The 23486-nt window shown below is 65.3% G+C and carries 19 protein-coding genes; 14 read left to right on the plus strand and 5 right to left on the minus strand.

The annotated features are described in order from the left end of the window. Nucleotides 1–20: 20 nt before the first annotated feature. The 3 genes from GD606_RS14040 to GD606_RS14050 are packed head-to-tail and all read left to right on the plus strand — an operon-like array spanning nucleotide 21 to nucleotide 1994. Complete coding sequence (locus GD606_RS14040; RefSeq protein WP_163304035.1) at nucleotides 21–443, plus strand: VOC family protein; 423 nt, start codon at nucleotides 21–23, stop codon at nucleotides 441–443. A gap of 59 nt (nucleotides 444–502) precedes the next feature. Next, nucleotides 503–1768, plus strand: a complete 1266-nt coding sequence (hemL, locus tag GD606_RS14045) for a glutamate-1-semialdehyde 2,1-aminomutase (protein ID WP_163303786.1) — start codon at nucleotides 503–505, stop codon at nucleotides 1766–1768. Between the two features lie 31 nt (nucleotides 1769–1799). Then, the gene (locus tag GD606_RS14050; protein WP_163303785.1) at nucleotides 1800–1994 is read left to right on the plus strand and encodes a hypothetical protein; all 195 of its coding nucleotides are present in this window, start codon (nucleotides 1800–1802) and stop codon (nucleotides 1992–1994) included. A gap of 170 nt (nucleotides 1995–2164) precedes the next feature. On the opposite strand, the gene GD606_RS14055 is transcribed toward GD606_RS14050, so the two are convergent. Together GD606_RS14055 and GD606_RS14060 are read right to left on the minus strand one after the other, a co-directional pair. Beyond that, nucleotides 2165–2722, minus strand: coding sequence for an Hsp20/alpha crystallin family protein (locus GD606_RS14055; RefSeq protein ID WP_163303787.1), 558 nt, complete (start codon nucleotides 2720–2722; stop codon nucleotides 2165–2167). A 231-nt stretch (nucleotides 2723–2953) separates the two neighbouring features. Continuing rightward, the gene (locus GD606_RS14060) at nucleotides 2954–4552 is read right to left on the minus strand and encodes a TolC family protein (protein WP_163303788.1); all 1599 of its coding nucleotides are present in this window, start codon (nucleotides 4550–4552) and stop codon (nucleotides 2954–2956) included. Nucleotides 4553–4856: 304 nt separating this feature from the next. Here GD606_RS14060 and GD606_RS14065 point away from each other — a divergent pair, with 304 nt between their 5' ends. The 8 genes from GD606_RS14065 to GD606_RS14100 all read left to right on the plus strand — a co-directional run bounded on the left by GD606_RS14065 (nucleotide 4857) and on the right by GD606_RS14100 (nucleotide 16781). Continuing rightward, complete coding sequence (locus GD606_RS14065) at nucleotides 4857–7541, plus strand: DNA polymerase I (RefSeq protein ID WP_163303789.1); 2685 nt, start codon at nucleotides 4857–4859, stop codon at nucleotides 7539–7541. 70 nt (nucleotides 7542–7611) lie between these two features. Then, entirely contained in the window at nucleotides 7612–8418 is an 807-nt protein-coding gene (locus GD606_RS14070; RefSeq protein WP_163303790.1) for a tetratricopeptide repeat protein, read from the plus strand. Next, nucleotides 8415–9809: an SPOR domain-containing protein gene (locus GD606_RS14075; RefSeq protein ID WP_176629307.1), complete on the plus strand. Its 1395-nt coding sequence runs from the start codon at nucleotides 8415–8417 to the stop codon at nucleotides 9807–9809. Before GD606_RS14070 ends, GD606_RS14075 begins: the two co-directional genes overlap by 4 nt. A gap of 130 nt (nucleotides 9810–9939) precedes the next feature. Beyond that, nucleotides 9940–10941, plus strand: coding sequence for a sugar ABC transporter substrate-binding protein (locus GD606_RS14080; protein ID WP_163303176.1), 1002 nt, complete (start codon nucleotides 9940–9942; stop codon nucleotides 10939–10941). Between the two features lie 109 nt (nucleotides 10942–11050). Next, nucleotides 11051–11830, plus strand: a complete 780-nt coding sequence (locus GD606_RS14085; RefSeq protein WP_211922231.1) for an ATP-binding cassette domain-containing protein — start codon at nucleotides 11051–11053, stop codon at nucleotides 11828–11830. Next, a complete protein-coding gene (locus GD606_RS14090) occupies nucleotides 11827–12798 on the plus strand; it encodes an ABC transporter permease (protein WP_246298809.1) in 972 nt (323 codons plus the stop codon). Before GD606_RS14085 ends, GD606_RS14090 begins: the two co-directional genes overlap by 4 nt. Before the next feature lie 6 nt (nucleotides 12799–12804). Further along, nucleotides 12805–14172 carry an alpha-galactosidase gene (gene melA, locus GD606_RS14095; protein ID WP_163303175.1) on the plus strand — a complete coding sequence of 456 codons (1368 nt, stop codon included), beginning with the start codon at nucleotides 12805–12807 and terminating at the stop codon, nucleotides 14170–14172. A 188-nt stretch (nucleotides 14173–14360) separates the two neighbouring features. Then, on the plus strand, nucleotides 14361–16781 hold the full coding sequence (locus GD606_RS14100) for a methyl-accepting chemotaxis protein (protein WP_163303174.1): 2421 nt from the start codon (nucleotides 14361–14363) through the stop codon (nucleotides 16779–16781). A 28-nt stretch (nucleotides 16782–16809) separates the two neighbouring features. Here the strand turns inward: GD606_RS14100 and GD606_RS20795 are convergent, their stop codons facing one another. Together GD606_RS20795 and GD606_RS14110 are read right to left on the minus strand one after the other, a co-directional pair. Further along, complete coding sequence (locus GD606_RS20795) at nucleotides 16810–19236, minus strand: ATP-binding protein (protein ID WP_163303173.1); 2427 nt, start codon at nucleotides 19234–19236, stop codon at nucleotides 16810–16812. A 30-nt stretch (nucleotides 19237–19266) separates the two neighbouring features. After that, the gene (locus GD606_RS14110; RefSeq protein ID WP_163303172.1) at nucleotides 19267–19776 is read right to left on the minus strand and encodes a hypothetical protein; all 510 of its coding nucleotides are present in this window, start codon (nucleotides 19774–19776) and stop codon (nucleotides 19267–19269) included. Nucleotides 19777–20016: 240 nt separating this feature from the next. On the opposite strand from GD606_RS14110, the gene GD606_RS14115 reads away from it, so the two are divergent. Then, nucleotides 20017–20310 carry a c-type cytochrome gene (locus tag GD606_RS14115; RefSeq protein WP_163303171.1) on the plus strand — a complete coding sequence of 98 codons (294 nt, stop codon included), beginning with the start codon at nucleotides 20017–20019 and terminating at the stop codon, nucleotides 20308–20310. Between the two features lie 13 nt (nucleotides 20311–20323). Here GD606_RS14115 and GD606_RS14120 read toward each other — a convergent pair whose 3' ends face one another. Further along, nucleotides 20324–21574 (minus strand): HD domain-containing phosphohydrolase, encoded by a 1251-nt coding sequence (locus tag GD606_RS14120; RefSeq protein ID WP_246298810.1) that lies wholly within the window; start codon nucleotides 21572–21574, stop codon nucleotides 20324–20326. 480 nt (nucleotides 21575–22054) lie between these two features. On the opposite strand from GD606_RS14120, the gene GD606_RS14125 reads away from it, so the two are divergent. Both GD606_RS14125 and GD606_RS14130 read left to right on the plus strand, forming a co-directional pair. Further along, nucleotides 22055–22579: a GDSL-type esterase/lipase family protein gene (locus GD606_RS14125; RefSeq protein ID WP_246298812.1), complete on the plus strand. Its 525-nt coding sequence runs from the start codon at nucleotides 22055–22057 to the stop codon at nucleotides 22577–22579. Nucleotides 22580–22838: 259 nt separating this feature from the next. Next, nucleotides 22839–23399, plus strand: coding sequence for a tetratricopeptide repeat protein (locus GD606_RS14130; RefSeq protein WP_163303169.1), 561 nt, complete (start codon nucleotides 22839–22841; stop codon nucleotides 23397–23399). The last annotated feature ends 87 nt before the right edge of the window (nucleotides 23400–23486 follow it).

Genomic DNA, 23486 nt, shown 5'->3' on the forward strand with positions numbered 1-23486 from the left:
CGCAAGAAGGAAGCTGTTCTATGCCCCTGACATCGCTTGCCCCCAACCTCATGGTGAACGACGTGAACCGCACCGTGGACTATTACCGGCGCGTACTCGGCTTCGACTTCGCCATGGGCGTCACCGACGAAGGGCGGCAGGCCGTCTTCGCCTGGCCCGCCACCGAGACCCTGTGCTACGCCATGGTCGTATCCGGCCCGGTGCAGATCATGTTTCAGTCCAAAAAAAGCCTGGCCGCCGAACTGCCGTCACTGGAAAACGCCAAGCCCGGCGGGGCGTTCACCCTCTACATCGAGTGCGACGACCTGGACGCCCGCTATGCCGCCCTGGACGAGGACACCGCCTTTCTCAAAAGGCCCCATGTCACCTTTTACGGCATGCGGGAATTTTACATCAAAGATATCAACGGCTATATCCTGGCCTTTGCCCAGAAAGCCGCCTGAAACCGCCCCGTCCCGGCCCGCCCGGCCCAACCTGTCACCCCCTTTCGGAGACACGCCTCATGACCACTTCCGCCCAACTCTTCGCCACGGCCAAAACGCTCATCCCCGGCGGGGTCAACAGCCCCGTGCGGGCCTGCAAGAGCGTCGGCTGCGACCCCCTGTTCATCGCCCGGGCCGCCGGGTCGAAGCTTTTTACCGTGGACGGCGACGAACTCGTGGATTTCGTCATGTCCTGGGGGCCCATGCTCCTGGGCCATGCCCATCCCGGGGTGACCGAGGCCGCCCGGGCGGCCATGCTCGACGGGGCCAGCTACGGCGCGCCCTGTCCGGCCGAGGTGGCCATGGCCCAGGCCGTGGTCGACGCCGTTCCCGGCATTGAGATGGTGCGCATGGTCAACTCCGGCACCGAGGCCACCATGAGCGCCCTGCGCCTGGCCCGGGGGGTGACCGGCAAGGACGCGGTCATCAAGTTCGAGGGCTGCTACCATGGCCACGGCGACGCCTTCCTGACCGCCGCCGGGTCCGGCGTGGCCACCTTCGGCATCCCCGGCACCCCGGGCGTGCCCGAGGGCACGGTGCGCCACACCCTGACCGTGCCGTACAACGACCTGGACGGCGTGGCCGCCCTGTTCGCCGCCCATGACGACATCGCGGCGGTCATCGTCGAGCCGGTGGCCGGAAACATGGGGCTGGTCCTGCCCAAACCCGGGTTCCTGCAAGGCCTGCGCGAACTGACGACGAGGCATGGGGCGCTTTTGATCTTCGACGAGGTCATCACCGGGTTCCGGCTGGCCTATGGCGGCGCGCAGTCCGTGTTCGGCATCGACCCGGACCTGACCTGCCTGGGCAAGATCATCGGCGGCGGCTTTCCCGTGGGGGCCTATGGCGGCAAACGCCGGTTCATGGAGCGCATAAGCCCCGAGGGCGACATCTATCAGGCCGGAACCCTGTCCGGAAACCCCGTGGCCATGGCTGCGGGTCTGGCCACCCTGGCCGCCCTGGCCCAGGCCGACTACGCCTGGCTGGCCGCGCGCACCGAGTCCTTCGCCTCGACCCTGGCGGGCATCCTGGCCGACAAGGGACTGCCCGTGGTGCGCAACCGCATCGCCTCCATCTTCACCCTGTTTTTCACCGAGTCGCCGGTCACGGACTTCGCCACGGCCAAGACCGCGGACAGCGCCCGCTATGCCCGCTTCTACGCCCACATGCGGGCCCGCGGCGTGAACCTCGCGCCGTCAGGCTTCGAATGCGCCTTCACCTCCTTCGCCCATACGGACGCGGACCTGGAGAAGACCCTCGACGCTGCGAAGGCCTTTGCGGGATAGGGGCGGGCGGCCGCGCAAAAGGAGAACGGGCATGGACAAGGAGCGCAGCATCATCATGGAGGCCCTGGTCCGGGGCATCCTGGTGGGCGGATCGGTGGGGGTTTTAGGCGGCATCTTTTTCATGGACATGCGCCGGGGGTTCACCCTGGGCATCATCGCCGGATTTTTCGCGGCGGCCACCCGCTTGGCCCTGACGGCCAAACGCGGCGGCAAAAAGGATTCCTGAGTCGGACCACGCCAAAGGCCGGAACCGCTCCCGGCCCTTTGGCGGCGCCCACAACGGCGTCTTCAGGCAGTTTTCAGGGATTGGCCTTGAACGCGGGCGTACCGGGAAATCCCTTTCGCGGCGCGTGCGGCAAGGGCGTTCCCCTGTGCGGGACGGTTCAGCGGCCGCAGCTACTCGATGGCGATACGCCTGGCTGACGGCTCCAGTGCGGCCGTGCGCGGCATGGTGATGGTCACCACCCCGTTTTTGCAGGTGGCCTTGATGTTGGCCGTATCCGCGTCCTTTGGAACGGACAGCACCCGCTGAAAAGCGCCGAAGCGGCGCTCCACCCGGTAATATCCCTTGTCTTCGGATTTTTCCTCCTGCTGTTTCTCGGCCCGGATGATCAGGCAATCCCCCTTGAGTTCGATGTGGATGTCCTTTTCGTCGATACCGGGCAGTTCGGCGCTCACCGTGTATTCCTTCTCCGAACCGGTGATGTCCACCTTGGGCTTGGCGACGCCGCCGGATTCCGGCCCGGAAAAGAATCCGGGCCACCCCTCCCGGGGAAAGCCGAAATTCCGCATGGCGTTTTCAAAAAACCGCGCCATGTCCGGATGCGGGGTGGGGAAGGGCGTTTCCAGAAAGGAGGGCTTTGCCGGGGAGGCTCCCGGCGCGGCCGGAGGGGCGGCGGTCTGTTCGTCCTCTTTCGTGAACCAGTTCCAGGGATTGAGCTTGGCAAAGTCCATAAGCGCCTCCATGGGTGGTTGGATTTTGCCAAAGACATAATATCCGACGCCCGGCAGTCAAGGCTGCCGCAGGGTTCTGCGCCTGAAGGGGCGTATGGCCAGTGGAGGGAGGGCCGGACGGGATGGCCGGGCGGGAGGGACAAAAAAGGCCCGGTCCTGGAAAGGGCCGGGCCGTGGCTGATCGGTTTTGCCGCGTAGCTCGTACGGCGACATTTTTTCGCGGACGCGCGGTTAGTTGGGGATGAGCGCCGTATTTTTGATGCCCATGGCCACGTAGATGTCGGCCAGGGCGCTTTGGTAGTCGGACAGGGCCTGGGTCAGGTTGAATTCCGCCGAACTGACCCGGGACTGGGCGTCCAACACGTCGGTGTTGGTGCCCACCTGGGCCTGATAGCGGGCCACGGCCATGCGGTAGCCTTCCTGGGCGGCCTCAAGTCCGGTGCGGGCCACGGAGATGCGCTTGGCCGCATCCTGGATGTTTAAGTGATAGGTCTTGACCTCATAGCCCACATCCAAGCGCATTTTGGCCAAGTCGGCCTGGAGCTTTTTGACCGTATCCCGGGCCTGGCTGTAGCCGAAATAGGTGGACCCCCAATCCCAGACCTGCCAGTTGGCGGTCACGCCCACCGTGGTGGCCTCGGGGACCACGCTGCTGGATTTGCGCTTGTTGTCCGTCCCCGGGGTGTCGCCCTTGCGGGTGTAGCCGAGCTGGGCCTGGACCTGGGGATACAGGGGGCTGGCCGCCACCTTGGCGTCTTTCTCGGCGATCTGCACGCTTTTGACCCCGATATAGAGGTCGGGGCGGGTGGTGTAGGCCGTGTCCAGGCACTTTTCGATGGTCATGGTGAAGGGTTCGTAAGCAAGCTCGCCCACATAGGGGGTGTCCTGCGAGAGGGGCAGGTTGAGCAGGGAGTTGAGCTGGGCGGTCTGGGTCAGCACCGAATTCTGGGCCTTGAGCAGGTTCTGTTCGGCCGTGGCCAGCTCGGCCTCGGCCTGGAGCACGTCCAGGCGGGGTTTGAGGCCCACGTCGTAGAAGGCCTGGGTGACTTTGTACTGGGACTGCAGGCGGGCTACGGAATCCTGATTGCTTTTGACGTCGGAGCGGGCCTTAAGCAGGGCCAGAAAGGCCCGCTGCACAGCCTTGATCAGGGTCAGCTCGGTGTTGGTGAGCTGGGCCTCGGCCTGCTCCTTGGCCAGGGCGGTCTTTTGGTAGCTGCTCAAAAGCTTGAAGCCCGTGAACAGCGGCTGGGTGACGTTGAGTTGCAGGGTGTACAGGTTTTGCCAGTAACCCTGGTTCTGATTCATGAGTGCCTGGGTGGGGAGGCTGGCGCCGGTCATTTGGTTGGCGAGGGAGGTCGTCAGGTTCGTCTGGGTGTCCGGATTCCATATCTTGCCGTCGGTGCGCTGGTAGCCGTAGGATACGGTGCCCACGGGGCCGAAGTTGGCCATGGCCTGGCGGCGGCCTTCTTCCGCGCCGAGGATCTGGGCCCGGGCGGACTGCATCTGTGGGTTGGCGGCCAGCCCCCGGAGCACGCTTTTTTCCAGATCAAGGGGGCCGCCCGGTGCGGCGGGAACAGGAAAATCCTTGGCCAGTTCCTTTTGGTATTCCTCGCCCTGCTGGACGAAGGCCGGAGTGGGCACGCTTTCGATCTTTTTTTCCAGGGCCTTGGGGGACACCCCGGCCGGGGCCGTGTCGTCGGCTTTTTGCGTGTACCGGTCTTTAATGCGCCCTGTGGCGTCGTCCTGGGCCATCCCGGGCAGGGGGACGGCAAACAAAAACAGGGTCAAGGCCAATACGGCGACAGCAGTCTTGCGCGTCGAGGAGCTCATGGCAAAAATCCTTCTCCGTGGGGAATGTTCGGCGTCCGGGCAGTCATGGCCCAGGTGAGAGCATATTTAAGGTTCGTCACCGTAGTGTTTCGAAAAGTAAAAATCAAGACCACCTGGAAATCTCGCGCCAGCCAGCTTTCCACGGGCGTTTTTGCGTGCGTTTGAAACTTGGGGCCATGGGGCCGGGCCTGCGGGCCGGACATCCCCGTGCCCGGACACGGTTGCCAGCCTTGCCACCCTGTCGTAATACCATGTCTGGCGACCGGCGCAACCTCAGGCGGCCGCGCCGCAAGGAGAACGCCTCATGCCCCTTCGGGACGCCACGGCCCCCGCCACCGACACCCTGTACCTCATCGACGGGAGCTCCTTTCTGTTTCGGGGCTATTACGCCTATGGCGACCTGGCACGTTCCGACGGCTTTCCCACCAATGCGCTTTATATCGTCATGCGCATCCTGCTGAAATTTATGCGCGACGCAAAACCGGCCCACGCCCTGTTTCTGCTCGACGGCAAGGGCAAGAACTTCCGCCACGAGCTCTATCCATCCTACAAGGCCAACCGGGTGGCCATGCCCGAGCCCCTGGCCCTTCAGATCGACCCCCTGTTGCGCGGCGTGCCGCTTCTGGGCCTGCCCGTCCTGGTGAGCGACGGCTTCGAGGCCGACGACTACATCGCCTCCCTGGCCGCCCGCTTCAAGGCCCGCCTGCCCGTGGTCATCCTGGCCTCGGACAAGGATCTGCGCCAATGCCTGGACGCGGACGTGACCATGTGGGATCCGGGGGGCAAGACTGAAAAGATCATCACCGTGGCCGATTTCCAGGCGGAATACGGCATCGCTCCGTCCTCCTGGCCCGATCTCCAGGCTCTGACCGGGGACGCCAGCGACAACATTCCGGGCATCCCGGGCATCGGCCCCAAGACGGCGCTGGCCATCCTGCACGGCCATCCCACCCTGGAGGATGTGCGCGACCATCCAGGCGACGTGCCTCCGGCGGCCCGCAAAAAGCTTGATGGCCGCCTCGACGAGGCCTTTTTGTTTCGCGAACTGACCAGGCTGCGCACGGATCTTCTGCCCGAGGCGGACCTTGAGGCCTTTGCCGTGCGTCCGGCGGATCGGGTCCAGGTGGTGCGTTTCCTGGAGGAGTTCGAATTCAGATCCTTGGCCCGGGAGGTGGATGCGGCCCTGTCCCGCCCCCCTGGAGCTTCGCAGGACGCCTCGCAGGACGTCTCGGGAACCCCGTCTGGGCTGGCAGGGAAGGGTGAATCGTCCGGCCCCCGGCAGCTTTCCCTGCTGTGCGGCCCTGCGGCCGCCCTGGAGCCGGAAAACGTCGCCGAGGCCTTTCCCGAGGCCGCCCCGCGCGACCTTCCCGACCCGTCGGGGCGCGACCTGGGGCTGGTTCCCGTGCCCGGGGGGTTCGCCGTGGGCTACCCCGACGCCGAATACCGGGTGCGGGCCAAGCCCGGCTCCCCGGAGGCGGCGGCCCTGGCCGGGCGGTTGGTCATGGCCGGGCGGGTGGCCGTGCCGTCGCTGAAGGAGCTGGCCGAGGCCTATCCGGTCTTTGAGACCGTGCCCCTGCGCATCTGGTGCGACCTGGGGCTTGGAGCCTATCTGCTCCAGCCCGAGTCCCGCAATTATACCTGGGAGCGCCTGAAAGACGGCCTGTTCGCCGACCCCGGGTTCGACTCCGCAGCCTATGCGCCGGGGGAGGACGGACGGCTGGCGGCGGCCCTGGGCGCCTCCCTGGCCCCGCGCCTGGCCGCGGCCGGGCTGGCCCCTCTGGTGGAAAACCTGGAAAAGCCCCTGTCCCTAGTCCTTTTGCGCATGCAGCGGGCCGGAATCGGCATCGACCAGCAGGCCTTTGCGGCCTTCCTGGACGAGGTCAGCCAGGGCCTGGCCCGCCTGACCGCCGAAATCCACACCCTGGCCGGGCGGGTCTTCAACCTGCGCTCCAGTCGGCAGTTGGCCGAGGTGCTGTTCGGCGACCTGGGGCTGGCGCGCCAGGGCAAGACCCCGGGCGGGGCCGTGTCCACCTCGTCGGAGGTGCTGGACCGGCTGGCCGGAAGCCATCCCCTGGTGGACAAGATTTTGGAATACCGCAAGCTGGAAAAGCTGCGCTCCACCTATCTGGAGCCCCTGCCCCGCATGGTGTCCCCGGACGGCCGCCTGCACACCACCTTCAACCAGACGGCCACGGCCACGGGCAGGCTGTCCAGCTCCAATCCCAATCTGCAAAACATCCCCATCCGGGGCGACATGGGACGGCGCATGCGGGCCTGTTTCCGGGCCGCTCCCGGCAGGCTTCTGGTGGCCTCGGACTATTCCCAGATCGAACTGCGGGTGCTGGCCCACCTGTCCAAAGACCCCGCCCTGGTCGCGGCCTTCGAGGAAAATACGGACATCCACGCCAGGACGGCCGCGCTTTTGTTCGACAAGGAGGCCGCCGAGGTGACCCCGGACGAGCGCCGGGGGGCCAAGACCATCAATTTCGGCCTGCTCTACGGCATGGGCCCCCAGAAGCTGTCCCGGGAGTTGCATATCTCCATGGATCGGGCCAAGGACTTCATCGCCCGCTATTTCGAAAAGCTCGGCACATTGGCCGGTTTTTACGAATCCATCGTGGACGAGGCCCGGTCCAAGGGCTTCGTGGTGACCATGGCCGGGCGGCGCAGGCTTTTGCCGGACATCGAATCCAAAAACCCCCAGCTCCAGTCCCAGGCGAAACGCCAGGCCATCAACACCGTGGTCCAGGGCAGCGCGGCGGACATCATCAAAATGGCCATGCTGGCCGCCGACGGCGACAGGGAGCTGGCCTCCCTGGGTGCCCGGCTGATCCTGCAGGTCCATGACGAACTGGTCATGGAGGCCCCGGCCGAGACCGCCAGCCGGGTGGGGGAACGCCTGGCCGGACTCATGTCCGGAGTGGTGCGGCTGGCCGTGCCGCTGACCGTGGAGACCGGCCTGGGAGAAACCTGGGCCCTGGCCCATTGATGGCCGTATTCCGGAGGACCGACCCGGGCCGCAGACCCGGGCGCGTCGGCCGGATGGAAAGGAAACGCCTATGAAACCTTCAGGGAAGTCCATTCGGGAAGACCTGGGCCGGGCCAAGGCGGCCTATGCCAAAAACGACGAACTGCGGGTTTTCGTGTGCCTTTTGCAGGCGCTCAAGGCCTTTGGCGAGGTCAAGCCCTTCGGCCCGGAGCGCATCACCATCGAGGGCCTTTTTCGCGACGTGTTCGCCAGCCTCTCCCGCCTGCCCCATGTGGCCGCCTTTGCGCCCAAGGGCCTGCCCTACGCCAAGGGCCAGGAGCAGAAGTTGGCGGGCTACGTGGCCGTGCTGTACAAGAAGGTGGAGGCCGAGATCCAGCGGGAGACCCTGGAGGGCATGCGCGCCCGCAAGCTGCGCATCGACCAGTTCGTCATCAAGGGGCAGAAGTTTCTGGCCGAAAACAACATTTTGGAGGCCCAGCGCAACTTCCGGGCGGCCGTGGAGGAGTATGTGGACGAGAAGGGGCTTTTCCCCCTGATCACCTCCAAGCTCCTGGAGGCCGGGCAGCACAAGGCCTCCCTGGAATACGTCAAGCGGGCCATAGAAGAATACCCCGACAACTCTCGGGCTTACGACTTTCTCATGACCGCTTTGGGAGGGCTGAAGGATTTCGAGGTCGGGGAGAAGCTTTTGCGCGATGTGCAGAAAAAGACCGGGGACCAGCCCTTGCTGTTGGCCAATCTGGCGATCATCCTGGCGAAATTGGAAAAGTGGGCCGAGGTTCGGGACGCGGCGGACAAGGCCCTGGCCTTAAACCCCACCGTGGCTGCGGCCAAAAAGATGTCGGCCCTGGCCCAAAAGAAGATCGCTGCGGCGTGACGGACGTGGATCGGCGCATTTTTTTCAGAGCCCTGCCGCGCGGCGTTTGGCGGACACGGACGGCGCACCGCGCCTCCCGGGGGGTCGGCCTGTCCGTGGTCTTGGTCCTGGCCTGCCTTTGGGCGGGCCCCGTTCCCGGGCGTTGCGCCGAGGCCCCGGCCGTGACCGGCATCGCCGTGCGGCAGGCGGGCGCATTCGTGGCCGCCTCCCCCCAGGAGGCCGCCGCCACGGGGAGACGCCATCGCCTGGCGCAGGAGGGCGCAGTCATCGCTTCCGGGCCAGGGGCGGCCTTTGGCGTGATTTTCGAGGTCCAGGGAACGCCAGCGGGCGCGCCCGTGGTGATCGAGGCCGGGCTTGTCCCGCCGGGGGACGACTCCGTGCCCCAACGGTGGTTCGTTCCGGCCGTGATCGGGGAAAAGGGCCAGGCCGTGGCGTCCTTCGTCTACGCCTGGGAGGCCGTGCCCGGCCCGTGGCGGCTGACCCTGGCCGAGGGCGGCCGAGTCCTGGCCGAACAGACCTTTCACGTCGGCGGGCCGCCGCAGGCCCCGCCCGTGCCTCCCCTCACGCCTCCGGTCGCGTCGACGTCCCTTTCGATCTCCTCCACGGTCCAGACCCCGGCCCAGACCCCGGCCCAGACCCCGGCCCCCGCGCCGGCCCCGGCCACGGAAATCCCGCCTGCGGCGTCCGTTTCTCCTGCGGCGTCCGCACCGGCGGCTCCAGCCGCCCCGGAGCACCCGGTCGCCGACGGGCAGCCCGTTGCGCCCGGTCAGCCCCCTGCCCCTGCGTCGGCAGCACCGCCCCTCCCGGCCCCAGGGACTGCCCCCGAGGGCCACGCGCCGCCTGCGGCCGTGATTCCCGGCCCGGCCTCCCCGCCTGTCGCGGGCGTCCCCCCGGAAGCGGCAGTTCCGGCCGAAACGCTCCGGACTCCCGAGAAGGGCCCCGAGAAGGGCCCCGAGAAGGCCCAGGACAAGGCCCCTGAGAAGGGTCCGGGCAAGACCCCTGAAAAGGCTCCGGAAAAGGCTCCGGAGAAGAACCCGGATACGGGCAAAAAGGCGCCGTCCCCGGAACAGGGCGTGAAGGCGCCCGGGAAGGCCCCGGCCAAGGAGGCGGCCAGCGCCAAGGGCACGCTCTATCTGCTGCAGACCGGGCTTTTTTCGGTCAAGGACAATGCCTTCTCCCAGGCCGCCCGGTACCGGGCCAAGGGCTATCCGGGCTGCGTCCTGGAAGAGGGGGCCGGGAGCAAACGCCGCTACCGGGTGATCGTCGGCCGCTTCCCGGACCAGGGCCGGGCCATGGAGGCCCGACGCGCCTTCGCCTCCCGCGAGGGCGGTGAGGCCATGGTCAAGGAGTTCCCCGCCGCCGAGGTTTCCCGCCGTTTGAACTGCCGCTGAATCCGTTCCGACTCCCTCCGCGTTGCGCAGGCGATGCCCCCGCTGCCTCATGCTTTGCTGGACCTCCAGAAAATCTCCTGTTATATTAATATATTATGTTTTTCTATCCATTTCACCGGAGGGAATAGGAATGCGCAATAGTTGTCGCCTGGCGATCGCCGCCATGTGCGTCCTGGGAATGTTGGCCGCCACAGCCGCCTTTGCCGCAGAAAAGCTGGAACAGACGGGCAAGGGGCTGACCATTTACTTCGATGTGGGCGGGGCCGTGGGCGAGCCCTACGCCACGGTGGTGCAAAACGGGGCCGCCCAGGCCGCCGCCGATCTCGGCTGCGAGGTGAAATTCGTCTATTCCGACTGGGATCCGCAGATCATGGTGGAGAATTTCAAGAAATCCCTGGCCGCCAAGCCCGACGGCATTGTGGTCATGGGCCATCCCGGCGACGACGCCTATGCCCCGCTGATCAACGAGGCCATCGCCAAGGGCATCGTGGTCACGGCCACGGACACGGAACTTCCCGGGCTCACGGCCGCCAACCAGTCCAAGGGCTTCGGCTACGCGGGCGTGGACAACAAGGCCCGGGGCATCGCCCTGGCCTCCGAGGCCATCCGCCGCTTCGGGCTCGCCAAAGGCGACAAGGCCCTGGTGTGGGGCCTCAAAAGCAAGCCCACCCGGGGCCTGAGCACCGTGGGCATCATCGAGACCCTGGAAAAGGCCGGGATCACCGTGGGCTACATGGAGATCACCCCGGAGATCGACAAGGACGCCTCCCTGGGCGCGCCGCTCTTGACCGCCGCCCTGGCCGCCAACCCGGACACCAAGGTCGTGTTCATGGACCATGGGGCCCTGACCGGCCAGTTGGAGAACTTTTTCCGCGCCGCCGGGGTGGCCCCGGACAAGATCATCGGCTGCGGCTTCAGCCTGTCTCCAGCCACGGCGGCGGCCATCAAAAGCGGCTACGTGGACCTGGTGGGCGACGGACAGCCCTTCCTGCAGGGCTATCTGCCGGTTTTGCAGATCGCGCTGACCAAGAAGTTCGGCTTCTCGGGCCTGGTCATCGAGACCGGGGCCGGATTCGTCCACAAGGACAACATCGACTTCATCGCCCCCCTGGCCAAGCAGGGCCTGCGGTAGCGACGGCTCCCGACCCTGGCGCCGCTGCAAGCCTGTCCGGCGGCGCCGGGGCGTGGCCACGGTTCCGGCTGCATCGATGCTGCCCACCCCGCCAACCCGGAGTCCCGTCGTGGCCGATTTGAACCCAGTTGAACCCCTTGTCGCCCTGCGGCGCATCTGCAAGTCCTTCCACGGCGCGGCGGCGCTGTGCGACATCGACTTCTGCCTGTATCCGGGCGAGGTGGTGGCCCTTCTCGGGGACAACGGGGCCGGGAAAAGCACGTTGGTCAAGATCCTCTCCGGGGTGATCACGGCCGACTCCGGCGAGATGCGCATCAAGGGCGCGGCGGTGGACATCCGGCGCTTCACCGTCCAGACCGCCCGGGGCCTGGGGGTGGAGACCGTCCATCAGGACCGCTCCCTGGGGGAGAGGCAACCCCTGTGGCGCAACGTGTTCATGGGGCGGCACCGGACCAATCGCCTGGGATTTATCGACGTGGCCCGGGAACGGGCCGAAACCCTGGACATCCTGCACGGACGCCTGGGCCTGCGCGGCCCGGGCCTGGACGCCGACGCCGAGGTGGGCGTCCTCTCCGGCGGCGAGCGGCAGGGATTGGCCATTGGCCGGGCCATGCATTTCCAGGCCGACATCGTCATTTTGGACGAACCCACCACGGCGTTGTCGCTTACGGAGGTGGGCAAGGTGTTGGAGTTCATCGGCCAGGTCCGGGCCGAGGGCAAGGCCTGCCTGTTCATTTCCCACAACATGGCCCATGCCTATATGGCCGCAGACCGCTTTTTTCTCCTGGACCGGGGCGCGTGCATCGGCCAATACGCCAAATCCGAGCTGTCCCAGGAGGGCCTCCTGCGGGCCCTCATGGACGCGGCCTCAGGCCGGGCGGGCGCGTGACCGCCTCCTCCCGCTCCTTCGTCCGGACCTTCGGCCCCCAGATCGGGGTCACCATCCTTTTGGCCGTGCTGCTGGCGGTGTTCATGATCGCCAGCCCCCGGACCTTTCTGGGCGCACGCATCTACCTGTCGTTTTTATCCACCATCCCCTTCACCACCCTTTTGGCCCTGGGACTGACCTTTTGCGTGGCCTCGGGGGAGATGGACCTGTCGTTCCCCTCGGTCATGGCCATAAGCGGGCTGGCCTTCGCCTCGGTGTTTACGGCCTGCGGCAGTGCGGCGCTCGGGGTGGCGGCGGCCCTGGCCACAGGGGTGCTGGCCGGGCTGTTCAACGGCATATTGGTGGTGGGGGTGGGGGTGCCGTCGATCATCGCCACCATCGGCACCCAGTTTTTCTGGCGCGGCGCGGCCATCGTCCTGGCCGACGGGCTGGCCCTGAATCTGGTGGATGTCCGGGAAACCGCCACCTATGACCTCCTGGTGGGGCGTCTTTTCGGGGTGATTCCGGCCCATTCCCTGTGGTGCCTGGGCCTGACCGTCCTTTTGTGGTACGTGCTGCACCGCCACGTTTTTGGGGACGCCCTGTTGTTTGTAGGCGACAACTACCGGGCCGCGAAAATGATGGGGGTGGCCGTCAACCGGGCCCGCTACGGACTGTTCATGTTCATGGGCGGACTGTCGGCCTTCGTGGCCGTGCTGATCTGCCTGGAGATGGCCAACTGGTGGCCTACCCAGGGCGAGGGGTATCTGCTTTTGGTCTTCGCCTCGGTCTTTATCGGCGGCACCTCGGTTTTCGGAGGCAAGGCCACCATCTACGGCACGGTGGTGGGCTCGATCATCATCGGCATCATCGAGGCGGGCATCATCGCCGCCGGATTGGCCGGGTTTTGGACCCGGCTGGTCTACGGCCTGATCATCATCGTCTCGGTTTCCGTCCACGCCCTGGTGCTCAAAACCAAACGGGAATAAGGGACCATGCCCAAAATCGTCATCATCGGCGCGGGAAGCGTCATGTTCACCCGTCAGATGCTGTCCTCGCTTTTTTCCCACGAGAGCCTGCGCGGCGCAACCGTTGTCCTGGAGGACGTCAACCCCGCGATACTGGACCGGACCCTGCGGCTGGTGCGGCTCATGGTCGCCCAGAACCGGATCAAGGCCCGGGTCACGGCCACCACGGACCAGAAAAAGGCCCTGCGCGGCGCGGACTTCGTCATCTGCGCCATCCAGGCGGGCGGCCTGGAGGCCTGGCGACTGGACATGGACATCCCCAAAAAATACGGGGTGATCCAGGAGGTGGGCGATACCCTAGGACCCGGCGGCGTGTTCCGGGCCCTGCGCCACATCGGACCCATGCTGTCCATCCTGCGGGACATGGAAAAGCTGTGTCCCGGGGCGCTTTTCATCAACAAGTCGAACCCCTTGGCCCCCCTGGTCTGGGCCGCGCGCAAGGCCTCGCCCGTAACCTCCATCGGGCTGTGCTACGGCGTAACCTACACCGTGGCCCAACTGGCCGGGTATCTGGGCATCGGTCCATGGGTGGAGCACCCGCACAGTCCCGAGGCCTGGGCGAAACTCATGTACAGCCCCGTTCCCGAGGGGGTGGAATTCACCTTCGGCGGCATCAACCACATGTCCTGGATCCTGTCCCTGAAGCACCAGGGTCGGGACATGTATCCCGAGATACGAAAGCTGCCGGAAAACCGTGAAGTCGTGGCCGCCGACGGGGTGCGCTGCGAGATCCTGCGGCATTTCGGCCTGTGGTCCACGGAGAACCACTGGCATTTCACGGATTATGTGCCCTATTTCCGCAAAAACGAAGCGGCCATCAATCGCTTCCTGCCCCGGCGCTGGGATCTTCTGAACCTGGAGCGGCGGGTCCATGCCGCGGGGACGACCGAGATCGAGGCCCAGTTGGCCGGGGAAAAACCCGTGGAGGTGCGCGAAAACGTCCTGAACGCACCGAAGATCATACACGCCATGGTTTCCGGCCAAACCGTCCGGGTAAACGCCAACCTGCCCAATAACGGGCTGGTGGCGAACCTGCCCGCCGAATGCATGGTTGAGGTTCCGGTCTATGTGGACGGGACCGGGCTGCACCCCGTGGCCGTGGGCAGCCTTCCCCGCCAGTGCGCGGCGTTGTGCGCAAGCAACGTGAGCGTCCAGGGGTTGGTGGTGGAGGCGGCCCTGGAAAAGCGCCCCGAGGCCGCCTTGCATGCCCTGTCCCTCGATCCGGTGACCGCCGCCGTCTGCACCCTGGACCAGATCCGGGACATGTTCGAGGAATTGCGCCAGGCGCAGCGTCCCTGGCTCGGGGACTGGATGGCCACCTCTGGCGGGGTCTGATCCGGTCTGTCCGGGTCGGCGGCGGGGCCCGGAGCCGTGCCCGCCGCCCGGCGTGTTTCACGAATTTGTGCATTTCCCCGCACAAGATTTGACAGATTTCCCCTCCGTGTAGGATAGCGTTCCCTGCAAGGTTTGCTAGACGCAGCGGGCGTCTTTCATCCGGCACGACTTTTCCCCCGGAGGCTCGCATGGTTCGTTCCCTGTCTCTCACGGCAAAAATCATCCTTGGCGGCGTCGTCCTGGCCCTTTTGTCCACGGCCATCATGGGCGGCATCAACCAGTGGCGGGTCATTCCGGCGCTTTCGGAAATGGGCGAGACCTTTCTGTCCACGGTCAGCGCCGACGTCATGTCCGCCGTCAAGATGCAAAACGCCATCACCCAGGAAAAGGTCAACGCCGACCTGGAGCTGCTGTTCATGGAAATGGCCCGGTTCGGCCAGGTGGAGGAGGACCGCACCCGCCCCGTGGCCATGGAGATCGTCAACCAGGCCACCGGGGCAAAGGAAAAGGCCCATGTTCCCAAGCTTACCGCAGGCTATCAGGACATCACCGGAAATTTCGAGATCGTGGACCAGATGCAGAAGATGGTCGGCGGCACGGCCACCATCTTCCAGGTGCTTCCCGGAAAGATGGTGCGGGTGTCCACAAACGTGCGCCGTCCCGACGGAGAGCGGGCCGTGGGCACCTATATCGACGCCTCGAGCCCGGTCTATCAGGCCTGCCTGCGCGGCGAGACCTACCGGGGCCGGGCCTTCGTGGTCGGCGACTGGTACGTCACGGCGTACAAGCCCATCATGGACGCCGAAGGCAAGGTCATGGCCGTGGTCTATGTGGGCCGCCCCATCATGAGCCCCCAGTTGCTCGCCGCCCTGGAGGCCACCCGGGTGGCGGGCAAGGGGTTCGCCTTTGTCTACAACTCCGCAGGCGACATCCTGCAAAGCAACGACCCGGACCTGCGCGGCAAAAGCCTCAAGGACTCTCCCTTCGGGCAAAAGCTCCTGGACCAAAAAGACGGGCTGGTGGACTACGTGTCCGGCGAGACCCCCAAAAAGGCCCTGGTGCGGTATTTCGAGCCCTGGGACTGGCATGTGGCCGTGGGCGTGGACGCCGCCGACCTGGATCACGGCATGGGCCCGCGCCTGACCCAGGCCGCGTTTTTGAGCGCGGGCGTGGCCGTGGCCGTGGGCATCGTCCTGGCCCTTCTGGCCAGCGGCTACGTGACCCGGCCCTTGCGCCGGGCCGAGGAGGCCGCCAGGCGCATCGCCGCCGGGGACCATTCCCTGCGTCTGGCCGAGGGCCGCGACGAGGTGGGCCGCCTGTCTACGGCGTTTAACGCCATCCTCGACGCCAACGACCAGGCCGCCCGGGTCAACGCCAACTACGTGAACATGTTAAACGCCGTGGATGACCCGATTTTCGCCGTGGACGGGGACATGCGCATCATCGCGGCCAACGCCCGGGCCGCCGTCCTGGCCGGGAAAGGCCAGGAGGCCCTTGTCGGCGTGGCCTGCCGGGACGTCTTCCCGGCGGCCCTGTGCGACGCGGCGGCCTGCGCCGCCGGGGAGGCGTCCGGTTGCGTGGAGGACGACGCCCGGGGGGCCGAGTCCGGGATCATCGAAATCACCCTGGGCGGGACGTCACGCTTCGTCAAATCCGTCAGCGGCATCATGAGCGACGCCTCGGGTCGGACTCTGGGCTATGTGGAGGTGGCCCGGGACGTGACCGCCATGGTGCGGGCCGAACGGGCCATGGCCGAAAACCTGGAGCGCACGCGCCAGGTCAATGAAGAGATCAACGTTGTCGGGCGACGTATCGCCAAGGCCCTGGAGGGCATCTCCGGTCAGGTGGACGAGGTGCGCCAGGGCTCCGAGCGGCAAAGCCGCCGGGTGGGCGAGACGGCCACGGCCATGGGCCAGATGAACGCAGCGGTCCTTGAGGTGGCCAAAAACGCCGCCGAGGCCGCCCAAAACGCCGCCAGCGCCCGGACCAAGGCCGAGGAGGGGGCCCAGGTGGTGCAAAAGGCCGTGGCCTCCATCGCCGCCGTGGAGCAACAGGTGGTGTCCCTGCGGGACAAGATGGAGGGCCTGGGGGAGAAGGCCCAGGGCATCGGGCGCATCATCGGGGTCATCAGCGACATAGCCGACCAGACCAATCTGCTGGCCTTAAACGCCGCCATCGAGGCCGCCCGGGCCGGAGATGCCGGACGCGGCTTCGCCGTGGTGGCCGACGAGGTGCGCAAGCTGGCCGAAAAGACCATGACCGCCACCAAGGAGGTGGAAACGGCCGTGGCCGACATCCAGCGCGGGGCCGCCGAGAACATGGAGGCCACCCAAGGCGCGGCCCGGGAGATCAGCGAAAGCACGCGAATGGCCCAGCAGTCCGGCGGCTATCTGACGGATATCGTTGAGCTGGTCACGGCCACGGCCGATCAGGTGCGTTCCATCGCGGCCTCGGCCGAGGAACAGTCGGCGGCCAGCGAGCACGTCAGCGCGGCCATGGACGAGGTCAGCCGCATCTCGGCCGAAACCGCCGAGGGCATGGTGGAATCCTCCGAAGCCGTGGGCGAGTTGGCCGAACTGGCCGGAAGTTTGCGGGCCTTGGCGGAGTAGACCGGGAGATGGCGGGCGGTTCCGGGCGTCAGCCGGCGGCGTCTTTCGTCAGTGGCTGCGGCTGGGCCAGGGGAAGATCGAAGGTGACCCGGGTTCCCTGACCCGGCGTGGATTCGGCCCAGATGCGTCCGCCGTAGTGGCTGACGATCTGGCGGCAGATGGACAGGCCAAGGCCCGTTCCCCGGGGCTTGTCCTCCAGGGTCGGGCCGGACTTGACCTGCTGGAACTTGTCGAAAATGCGCTCCAGGTTTTCCGGGGCGACCCCCACTCCCGTATCCTCCACCCGCACCCGCAGGACGTTTTCCCCGCCCAGGCGTCGGGCCGTAAGGCGCACCTCGCCCGAGGGCGTGAACTTGGCTGCGTTGTGCAGGAGGTTGATGGCCACCTGCATGAGCCGGTCGGGGTCCACCCGGATGGCGGGCAGATCCTCGGACAAGGAGACGGTCAGGCGCACCAGGGGGTTGCCTTCGAACTGGCCGCGCACGGCGTCCACGGACCTGGCCAGCACCTCGGCCGGATTGACGGTCAGATCGTTCCAGCTCATGCGTCCGGACTCGATGCGGCTTAAGTCCAGGACGTCGTTGATGAGCCGGGTGAGGCGCTCCCCTTCGTTGGCGATGATCTCCAGGTTGTGGACGATGCGCCCGGCCCGGGCAGCCGTGTCCGGGTCGGCCGTGGCGGCGGGTGAGAAGGCCCGCTCGAAGTCCTTTAAGATGAGCTTGGAAAAGCCCAGGATGGAGGTCAGCGGGGTGCGCAGTTCGTGGGAGACCGAGGACAGGAAGGCGGATTTCATGTGGTCGAGTTCGGTCAGGCTGCGGTTGGCCGCTTCAAGTTCGGCGGCCTTGACGGACAGCTTGCGGGTGCGGTCCACCACGGCGGTCTTTAAGTGCCGGATGAGCACGTCCAGACGCCGTTCGGCGCGTTTGCGGGCGGTGATGTCGGTCACTGTGCCTTCGAAATAGAGAATGTCCCCGGAGGCGTCGAGGATGGTGTGGGCGTTGATGGAGACCCAGATGACCTGGCCGTCTTTACGCTGCATGCGGGTTTCGAAGCCGCGCGTCTCGCCTGCGGCCAAAAGGCCCTGGACCAGGGCCTCCCAGTCCCCCTGGCTGGTGAACAGCTCCTTGCCGATGTCCTTGGCCTGGAGCAGCAGTTCCTGGGAGGAGGCGTAGTTGAGGATGCGGGCCATGGCCGGGTTGGCGCTGTAGAGGCGGCCCAGGGGGGTGGTCTGGAAAATGCCCTCCGAGGCCTTTTCAAAGATGTCGCGGTAGTTTTTTTCCGACTCCCGAAGGGCCGAATAGGAGCTGGAAAGATCACGGGCCAGGGTGTTTAGGGCCTCTTCGATGCGCCCCCATTCGTCGGAGCGGTTCAGGCGCACCGGGGTTTCCAGGTGGCCGAGGCGCAGGGACTCGATGCCGCTTAAAATGGCCTGCAGGGGCCGGTTGACGATACGCTTGATGAAAAAGCCCATGATGATGAGCAGCACGACCACCATGGCGGCCGTGGAGAAAAAGACCATGCGCCGGGTGGAGTCGATGATGTCCGCGATCTCGTTTTGCACGGCCAGGGTGGTCTGGGTGTTGCGTTCATCCAGACCCTCCATGACGGCCATGGCCCCGTCCTTGGAATGCTTGAGGCCGTCCATGCCCACCGCCAGGTCGGACATGGAGGAGCGCAGGATGCGGGCCGCGTTTTTGTAGCCTGCCAGGGCCGATGCCGTGTCTTCCACATGGGCGGCGACGTTCGGTCCCAGGATCGCCAAATGGGGAAGGCTGAGCATGATCTCGTCCAAGAGGGCCAGGGCCTGGGACGGATCGTCGGCGTGGACCGGATCGATGCGGCCGAGCAGGCTGTCGGCCTGGGACAATTTCTCCCGCAGATCGGCCAGGGCGGCGTCCGGCGTTTCCTTGGCCTTCGGGGCCTCCGGGGCCTCTGGGGCTGGACTCCCGTCCCCCTCCCGGGGCTGGCCGTCCGGGGGCAGGGCGTCCTGGATCGATCCGGTCAGGCGGTCCAGGGCCAGATGCGCCCCGGATTTGGCCTGGGCGGCCATGCGCAGGGCGCCCGAAGCCTGGACGAGATCCTCAAGGATCACATCCAGGGAGCGGGCGAACCCCTCAATGGCGGTCTTGATTTCGGGGGCGGGATTTTCCTCCAGAAGCGACAGGCAGGAGGCGACGATGCGGTCCCCTTTTTCGCGCAGGGAGGCCTCGTCCGGGGAAAAGGCGCTGAACAGCAGCCCCACGGCGGCGTAACTCTCGGAGAACCTGCGCCCGATGCGGGCGTTTCTGGTCATCTCCGCCATGTCCCGGTGGATGGCTGTCCGGGTGAGTTCCTGGATATGCCCGAAGGAATACAGCGTCAGCAGGGCCATGACCACAAACCCGGCGCAGACCAGGGCGGTCACGCTCAAGAGCTGGGTTCGAATGGAAAGCCCGTACCGTTCGCCGTGTGCCATGACGCCGCGTCCCACGGCCAGCCGAGGGAGCTACTCCCGAGGGATGGCGGCCAGTTCTCGGTTGATGTCGTAAAGGACGGTGGTCAATTGCAACAGGTAGTTCTCGTAGAGCTTCTGCACCTCAGAGGACTTCTTGAGATCGATTTCCTGGTTTTTGAGGGAAAGGAAATAGAGCATGTTGTTGAGGAAGACGACGTTGTTGCGGATTCTTTTCAGGATATAGTCGTTAAGGTCTTTGTCGGAATAGGAGCCGAGCTTGATGTAGACGTACAGGATGTCCAGGATGTTGGTCAGGCAGACGGTGACCTTCTGGTGGGTGTGGAACAGAAAGGTCAGCTTTTCGCTTTCGGGGCTTTCCTTGTCCTTGTCGTGAATCGGCAGCAGCCGGATGATCTCGTCTTCGAGCTTGCGGGCCTCGTTGTCGTAATACTTGACGATGTTATTCATGATGGCCACAAGCCGCGGCTCATAGTCCAGGGCGGGGGCCTGCGCGGGCAGGCAGAAGATCACCAGGGCGGCAAGCAGGAAGGCCTTTTTCATGGGGTCTGGTCCTTTGGAAGGGGGGTGGCCTTGTCGGCCACAGGATCCGTCCGGGGGCGGATTCTAGCCGGATCAGGGGCAAATGCAAACAGGAAAGTCGTCTTGGATTTTTCAGGGCGGGCCTTGCGGGTTTACCGACCCGGGGCGGGGGTGTATGGACGTGTCATCTGGAAATTCCAGACGCCTCGGACCGTGGCGGCTGGGAAACCGCCTGCGGCTCGAAGAACCAAGGAGGAGCGTATGACCGGAAAATGTGGCGCATGCATCGTTGCCGCGATCCTGGGCCTGTCCCTGGCGGGCGCGGCGTTGGCGGGGGATGCGGCCAAGGGCGAGGCCCTGGCCAAGGGGTGTTCGTGCCATAAGAAAGGGGATCTAAACGGCAGGCCCGAGGCCGATCTGCTGGCCAAGATGCAGGCTTACAAGGCCGGGCAGGGGCCGAACAAGGCCATGGTCACCATCATGCAAAAGGTTGCGGACGCTGATCTGCCGGATCTGGCCGCCTATTATGCCGGTCTGGAGGCCGTGAAGAAGTAGCGCGGGGCGGGGCTCAGGGGTCGGGAAAGCGTTCCCGGATGGCCGTGACCACCCCGCCGAGGGAAAAAAAGGCCCGCACCACCTCGGGATCGAAGTGTCCGCCGGATTCCCGGGCGATGTGGGCCCTGGCTTGATCGTCGGGCCAGGCCTGCTTGTAGACCCGCCGGGAGATCAGGGCGTCGTAGACGTCGGCCAGGCCCACGATACGCGCCGCCAGGGGGATGTCCTGCCCGGCCAGGGGGGCCAGGCTGCCGTCGGGCTGGTCCGGTTGGTCGAGGTATTCCTGCGGAAGCAGGGGGCCTTTGCAGGCCGGATATCCCGCGCCGTCGAAACGCTGGTGGTGGTGGGCGGCGATGTCTGCGGCCATGACGTCCAGTTCCGAGGCCGGATCGCGGAAAAGGGCCGCCCCGTGCCAGGTATGGCGGCACATGATGGCCCGTTCCCCGGGCGTCAGGGGGCCGGGCTTTTGCAGGATGCCGTCGGGAATCCCCACCTTGCCCACGTCGTGCAGCATGGCCGCCACGGACAAAAGATCCTTGGTCCGCTTCAACACCCCCGAACCCGCCCCCCGGGCCAGGGCCAGGGCATGATAGATCTCCGCCGCGTAGGCCCCCACCCGCTGGGCATGGGGTCCCGTCTCGGAGGGGTCGCGCAGTTCGGCCATGCGCACCATGCGCAGCACCATCTCCCGGGTCATGAGCCCGGTCTCGATGGCCGCCGCGGCGTGATGCGTCAAAAGGGCCGCGTAGTCGGCCGCCTCCGGGGTGAACGGCCCGGGTCTGCCGTGCGGCCCGGCGGCGTTGATGAGCTGCATCACGGCCACCACCTTCCCCCGGGAGTTGACCACCGGCAGGGACAGGATGGAGCGGGTGCGGTAGCCCGAGCGTTTGTCGAAGTCGATGTTGAAATGGTAGGGCGCGCCCTCCGGGATGGCCCAGGCGTCTTCGATGGTCACGGTCTGGCCGGTGAGGGCCGCGTATCCGGCGATGGAGGAACCGTCGATGGGCAGGGAGGCGCTTTGGTACACGCGCTCGGTCAGGTTTTCCACCCCGGACAGGCGGTCGTTTTGCACATAACTGAAGCCCAGTCGGTCCCCCTCCCGCAGAAAGACCGTCCCGGCCTCGGCCCCGGACAGTTCCCTGGCCTCGGACAGGATGCGCTCCAGAATGGCGTCCAGGCTGGTGAGTTCCCGCAGGGAGCTGAACAGCTCCAGGATGCGGGACACGGTCTTTGGGGATCGCGCGGTCTGTCGTTTCTGGGGCACGCCATGCCTCCGGGGGGGCAGGCATCGCGCCACCGTACCGCAGGCGGCGCCGGAGGGCGTCCCCACGGGGATGTGCCTGCATTCCCGATAGATTTTACCTATCCGTGATCGTCATGGGCGTCAAACGTCCCGGACAGGGACGGCCGCGTGGCCGTGGCGCATCCCCTGCGGATGTAGGGCGGCTGGTGGCCCGAGCATGGTTTTTTTCGTTTGTATCTATGCTGAAAAACACATAAAAATATCTTTTCCTGACCCCCTTTCCAATGCTTGGGTGCCGTGCTACAGGCACTTTCGGTTTCGCCAGAGGCCAACGGGGGTTGGTTTTCTGCGAAATATCTGGGGGAGGCACGAAAAGATATGTCCAGGGAAAGATGCGTCCGCGTATTTGCCGTGGCGCTCGTTTTTTTTGCATTGTGCGCAGGCCGGGCGAATGCCACGGTTGTGTTCCTCGGCAGCAGCCAGACGGCTGGCTGGAAGTACATGAGCTGCTTCAAGGATGTCGTCAACAAAGGCGCTGTCAGCAACAACACCTCGAAGATTCTCTCCTCTTTGCAGTCCATCCTCAGTTTGCATCCCGACAAGATTTTCATTTTAGAGGGCATCAACGAGATTCACAGCGATCTGTCCGTTATCCTGGATCGTTACGGGAAAATCGTGGAGCGCATCAACAAAGAGTCCCCGCAGACCATGGTTTTTGTGCAAAGTGTTCTTCCCGTGGTGAACCGCAAGGATTTGAGCAACGACAAGATCATGGAGTTCAACAAGGGCCTGGAGGCCCTGTGCGGGCGTTTTCAGAACTGCATTTATGTCGATCTGCATTCGCATTTTCTGTCCGGCGGCACCCTCAACAAGGAATTGACCTCTGACGGAGTGCATCTCAAGCCTGGCGGATACCGCTTGTGGCAGTCGCTCATCGAATATTACGTGACCGAACAAAATGATCGCATCGTCAAACCCGACACCCTGGCCCGTTTGGCCCCGGGAGACGTGCCCCGCCCCAACTGAACATGCGCCGACCGGCGCAGGAAGATATCCCTGCTACTTTTTCGTCATGCAGCGGGCCGGAAACGGCCCGCTTTTTTATGGTGATGTGCCCGGCAGGTCACACCCAGGATTTTTCTGGAGCCGTTTTTGCGTTAACGCACAGCGTTTGCGCGTCCGTGATTTTGGCCGGAGGAATTTTCCCGTAATATTTGGTGCGGGCCGCGTTCATTTGGGCTATACGGTTCGTACTCGGTACATTCCCGAAAAGAAGGAGGAGAACATGAAAAAGGCGATTGCTGGTCTTGCCGTTGTCTTCGTGCTGGCCATGGCGGCTTCGGGGCATGCATGGGAGAAACCCCCGTTTGGAAATGTGGACAAAAACAAGGATGGAGGCGTCATTTTTGAGGAAATAGTGATATTCAACCCCAAACTGACCATGGAAGTCTTCGCCATCATTGACGTGAACAAGGACGGCAAGGTGGACGCCGCCGAATATGCGATCATGGGGACGGCCCGCGGGGGCAAGGCTGCGGGAAAGGGCAAGTGGTGGAAGTGCTCCGACGCCGTGGGCATGGAACTGTATTTCAAGGGCTCAAGCGCCCTCTATGCCGGGAAGAATCAGGAGGCCGCAGCCCTTTTGAGCGAGGCCATCGCCAAGGGAAACCTGTGCGTGGATTATTTGAGCTATGCCTACTACAACCGGGGCATCGCCTACATGCGGCTGGGCGATGAGGCCAACGCCAAAAAGAGCCTGGACAAGGCCCGGGCGCTCAACATCAACGACGTGGTGCCGCCAAACGATTTCGGTCTGTCCGGAACCCCCCGGCGCGGCGGGAAGTAGCCCCGGAACCCCCCGGGGCCGCATAAATGATGCATCGGCCCGTGACGTGCAACGCGTCGCGGGCCGATATGTTTTGCGGGGCCGCTC

The organism is Desulfolutivibrio sulfodismutans DSM 3696 (assembly GCF_013376455.1).
Lineage (GTDB): Bacteria > Desulfobacterota > Desulfovibrionia > Desulfovibrionales > Desulfovibrionaceae > Desulfolutivibrio > Desulfolutivibrio sulfodismutans.

Excerpts from the sequence above, each read along its gene's own strand:
- GD606_RS14050 (WP_163303785.1), top strand. The coding sequence starts at position 1,800 with ATGGACAAGGAGCGCAGCATCATCATGGAGGCCCTGGTCCGGGGCATC.
- GD606_RS14130 (WP_163303169.1), top strand. The coding sequence starts at position 22,839 with ATGAAAAAGGCGATTGCTGGTCTTGCCGTTGTCTTCGTGCTGGCCATG.
- GD606_RS20795 (WP_163303173.1), bottom strand. The coding sequence starts at position 19,236 with ATGGCACACGGCGAACGGTACGGGCTTTCCATTCGAACCCAGCTCTTG.
- GD606_RS14115 (WP_163303171.1), top strand. The coding sequence starts at position 20,017 with ATGACCGGAAAATGTGGCGCATGCATCGTTGCCGCGATCCTGGGCCTG.
- GD606_RS14040 (WP_163304035.1), top strand. The coding sequence starts at position 21 with ATGCCCCTGACATCGCTTGCCCCCAACCTCATGGTGAACGACGTGAAC.
- GD606_RS14100 (WP_163303174.1), top strand. The coding sequence starts at position 14,361 with ATGGTTCGTTCCCTGTCTCTCACGGCAAAAATCATCCTTGGCGGCGTC.
- hemL (WP_163303786.1), top strand. The coding sequence starts at position 503 with ATGACCACTTCCGCCCAACTCTTCGCCACGGCCAAAACGCTCATCCCC.
- GD606_RS14060 (WP_163303788.1), bottom strand. The coding sequence starts at position 4,552 with ATGAGCTCCTCGACGCGCAAGACTGCTGTCGCCGTATTGGCCTTGACC.
- GD606_RS14065 (WP_163303789.1), top strand. The coding sequence starts at position 4,857 with ATGCCCCTTCGGGACGCCACGGCCCCCGCCACCGACACCCTGTACCTC.
- GD606_RS14125 (WP_246298812.1), top strand. The coding sequence starts at position 22,055 with ATGAGCTGCTTCAAGGATGTCGTCAACAAAGGCGCTGTCAGCAACAAC.
- GD606_RS14055 (WP_163303787.1), bottom strand. The coding sequence starts at position 2,722 with ATGGACTTTGCCAAGCTCAATCCCTGGAACTGGTTCACGAAAGAGGAC.
- GD606_RS14070 (WP_163303790.1), top strand. The coding sequence starts at position 7,612 with ATGAAACCTTCAGGGAAGTCCATTCGGGAAGACCTGGGCCGGGCCAAG.
- melA (WP_163303175.1), top strand. The coding sequence starts at position 12,805 with ATGCCCAAAATCGTCATCATCGGCGCGGGAAGCGTCATGTTCACCCGT.
- GD606_RS14080 (WP_163303176.1), top strand. The coding sequence starts at position 9,940 with ATGCGCAATAGTTGTCGCCTGGCGATCGCCGCCATGTGCGTCCTGGGA.
- GD606_RS14110 (WP_163303172.1), bottom strand. The coding sequence starts at position 19,776 with ATGAAAAAGGCCTTCCTGCTTGCCGCCCTGGTGATCTTCTGCCTGCCC.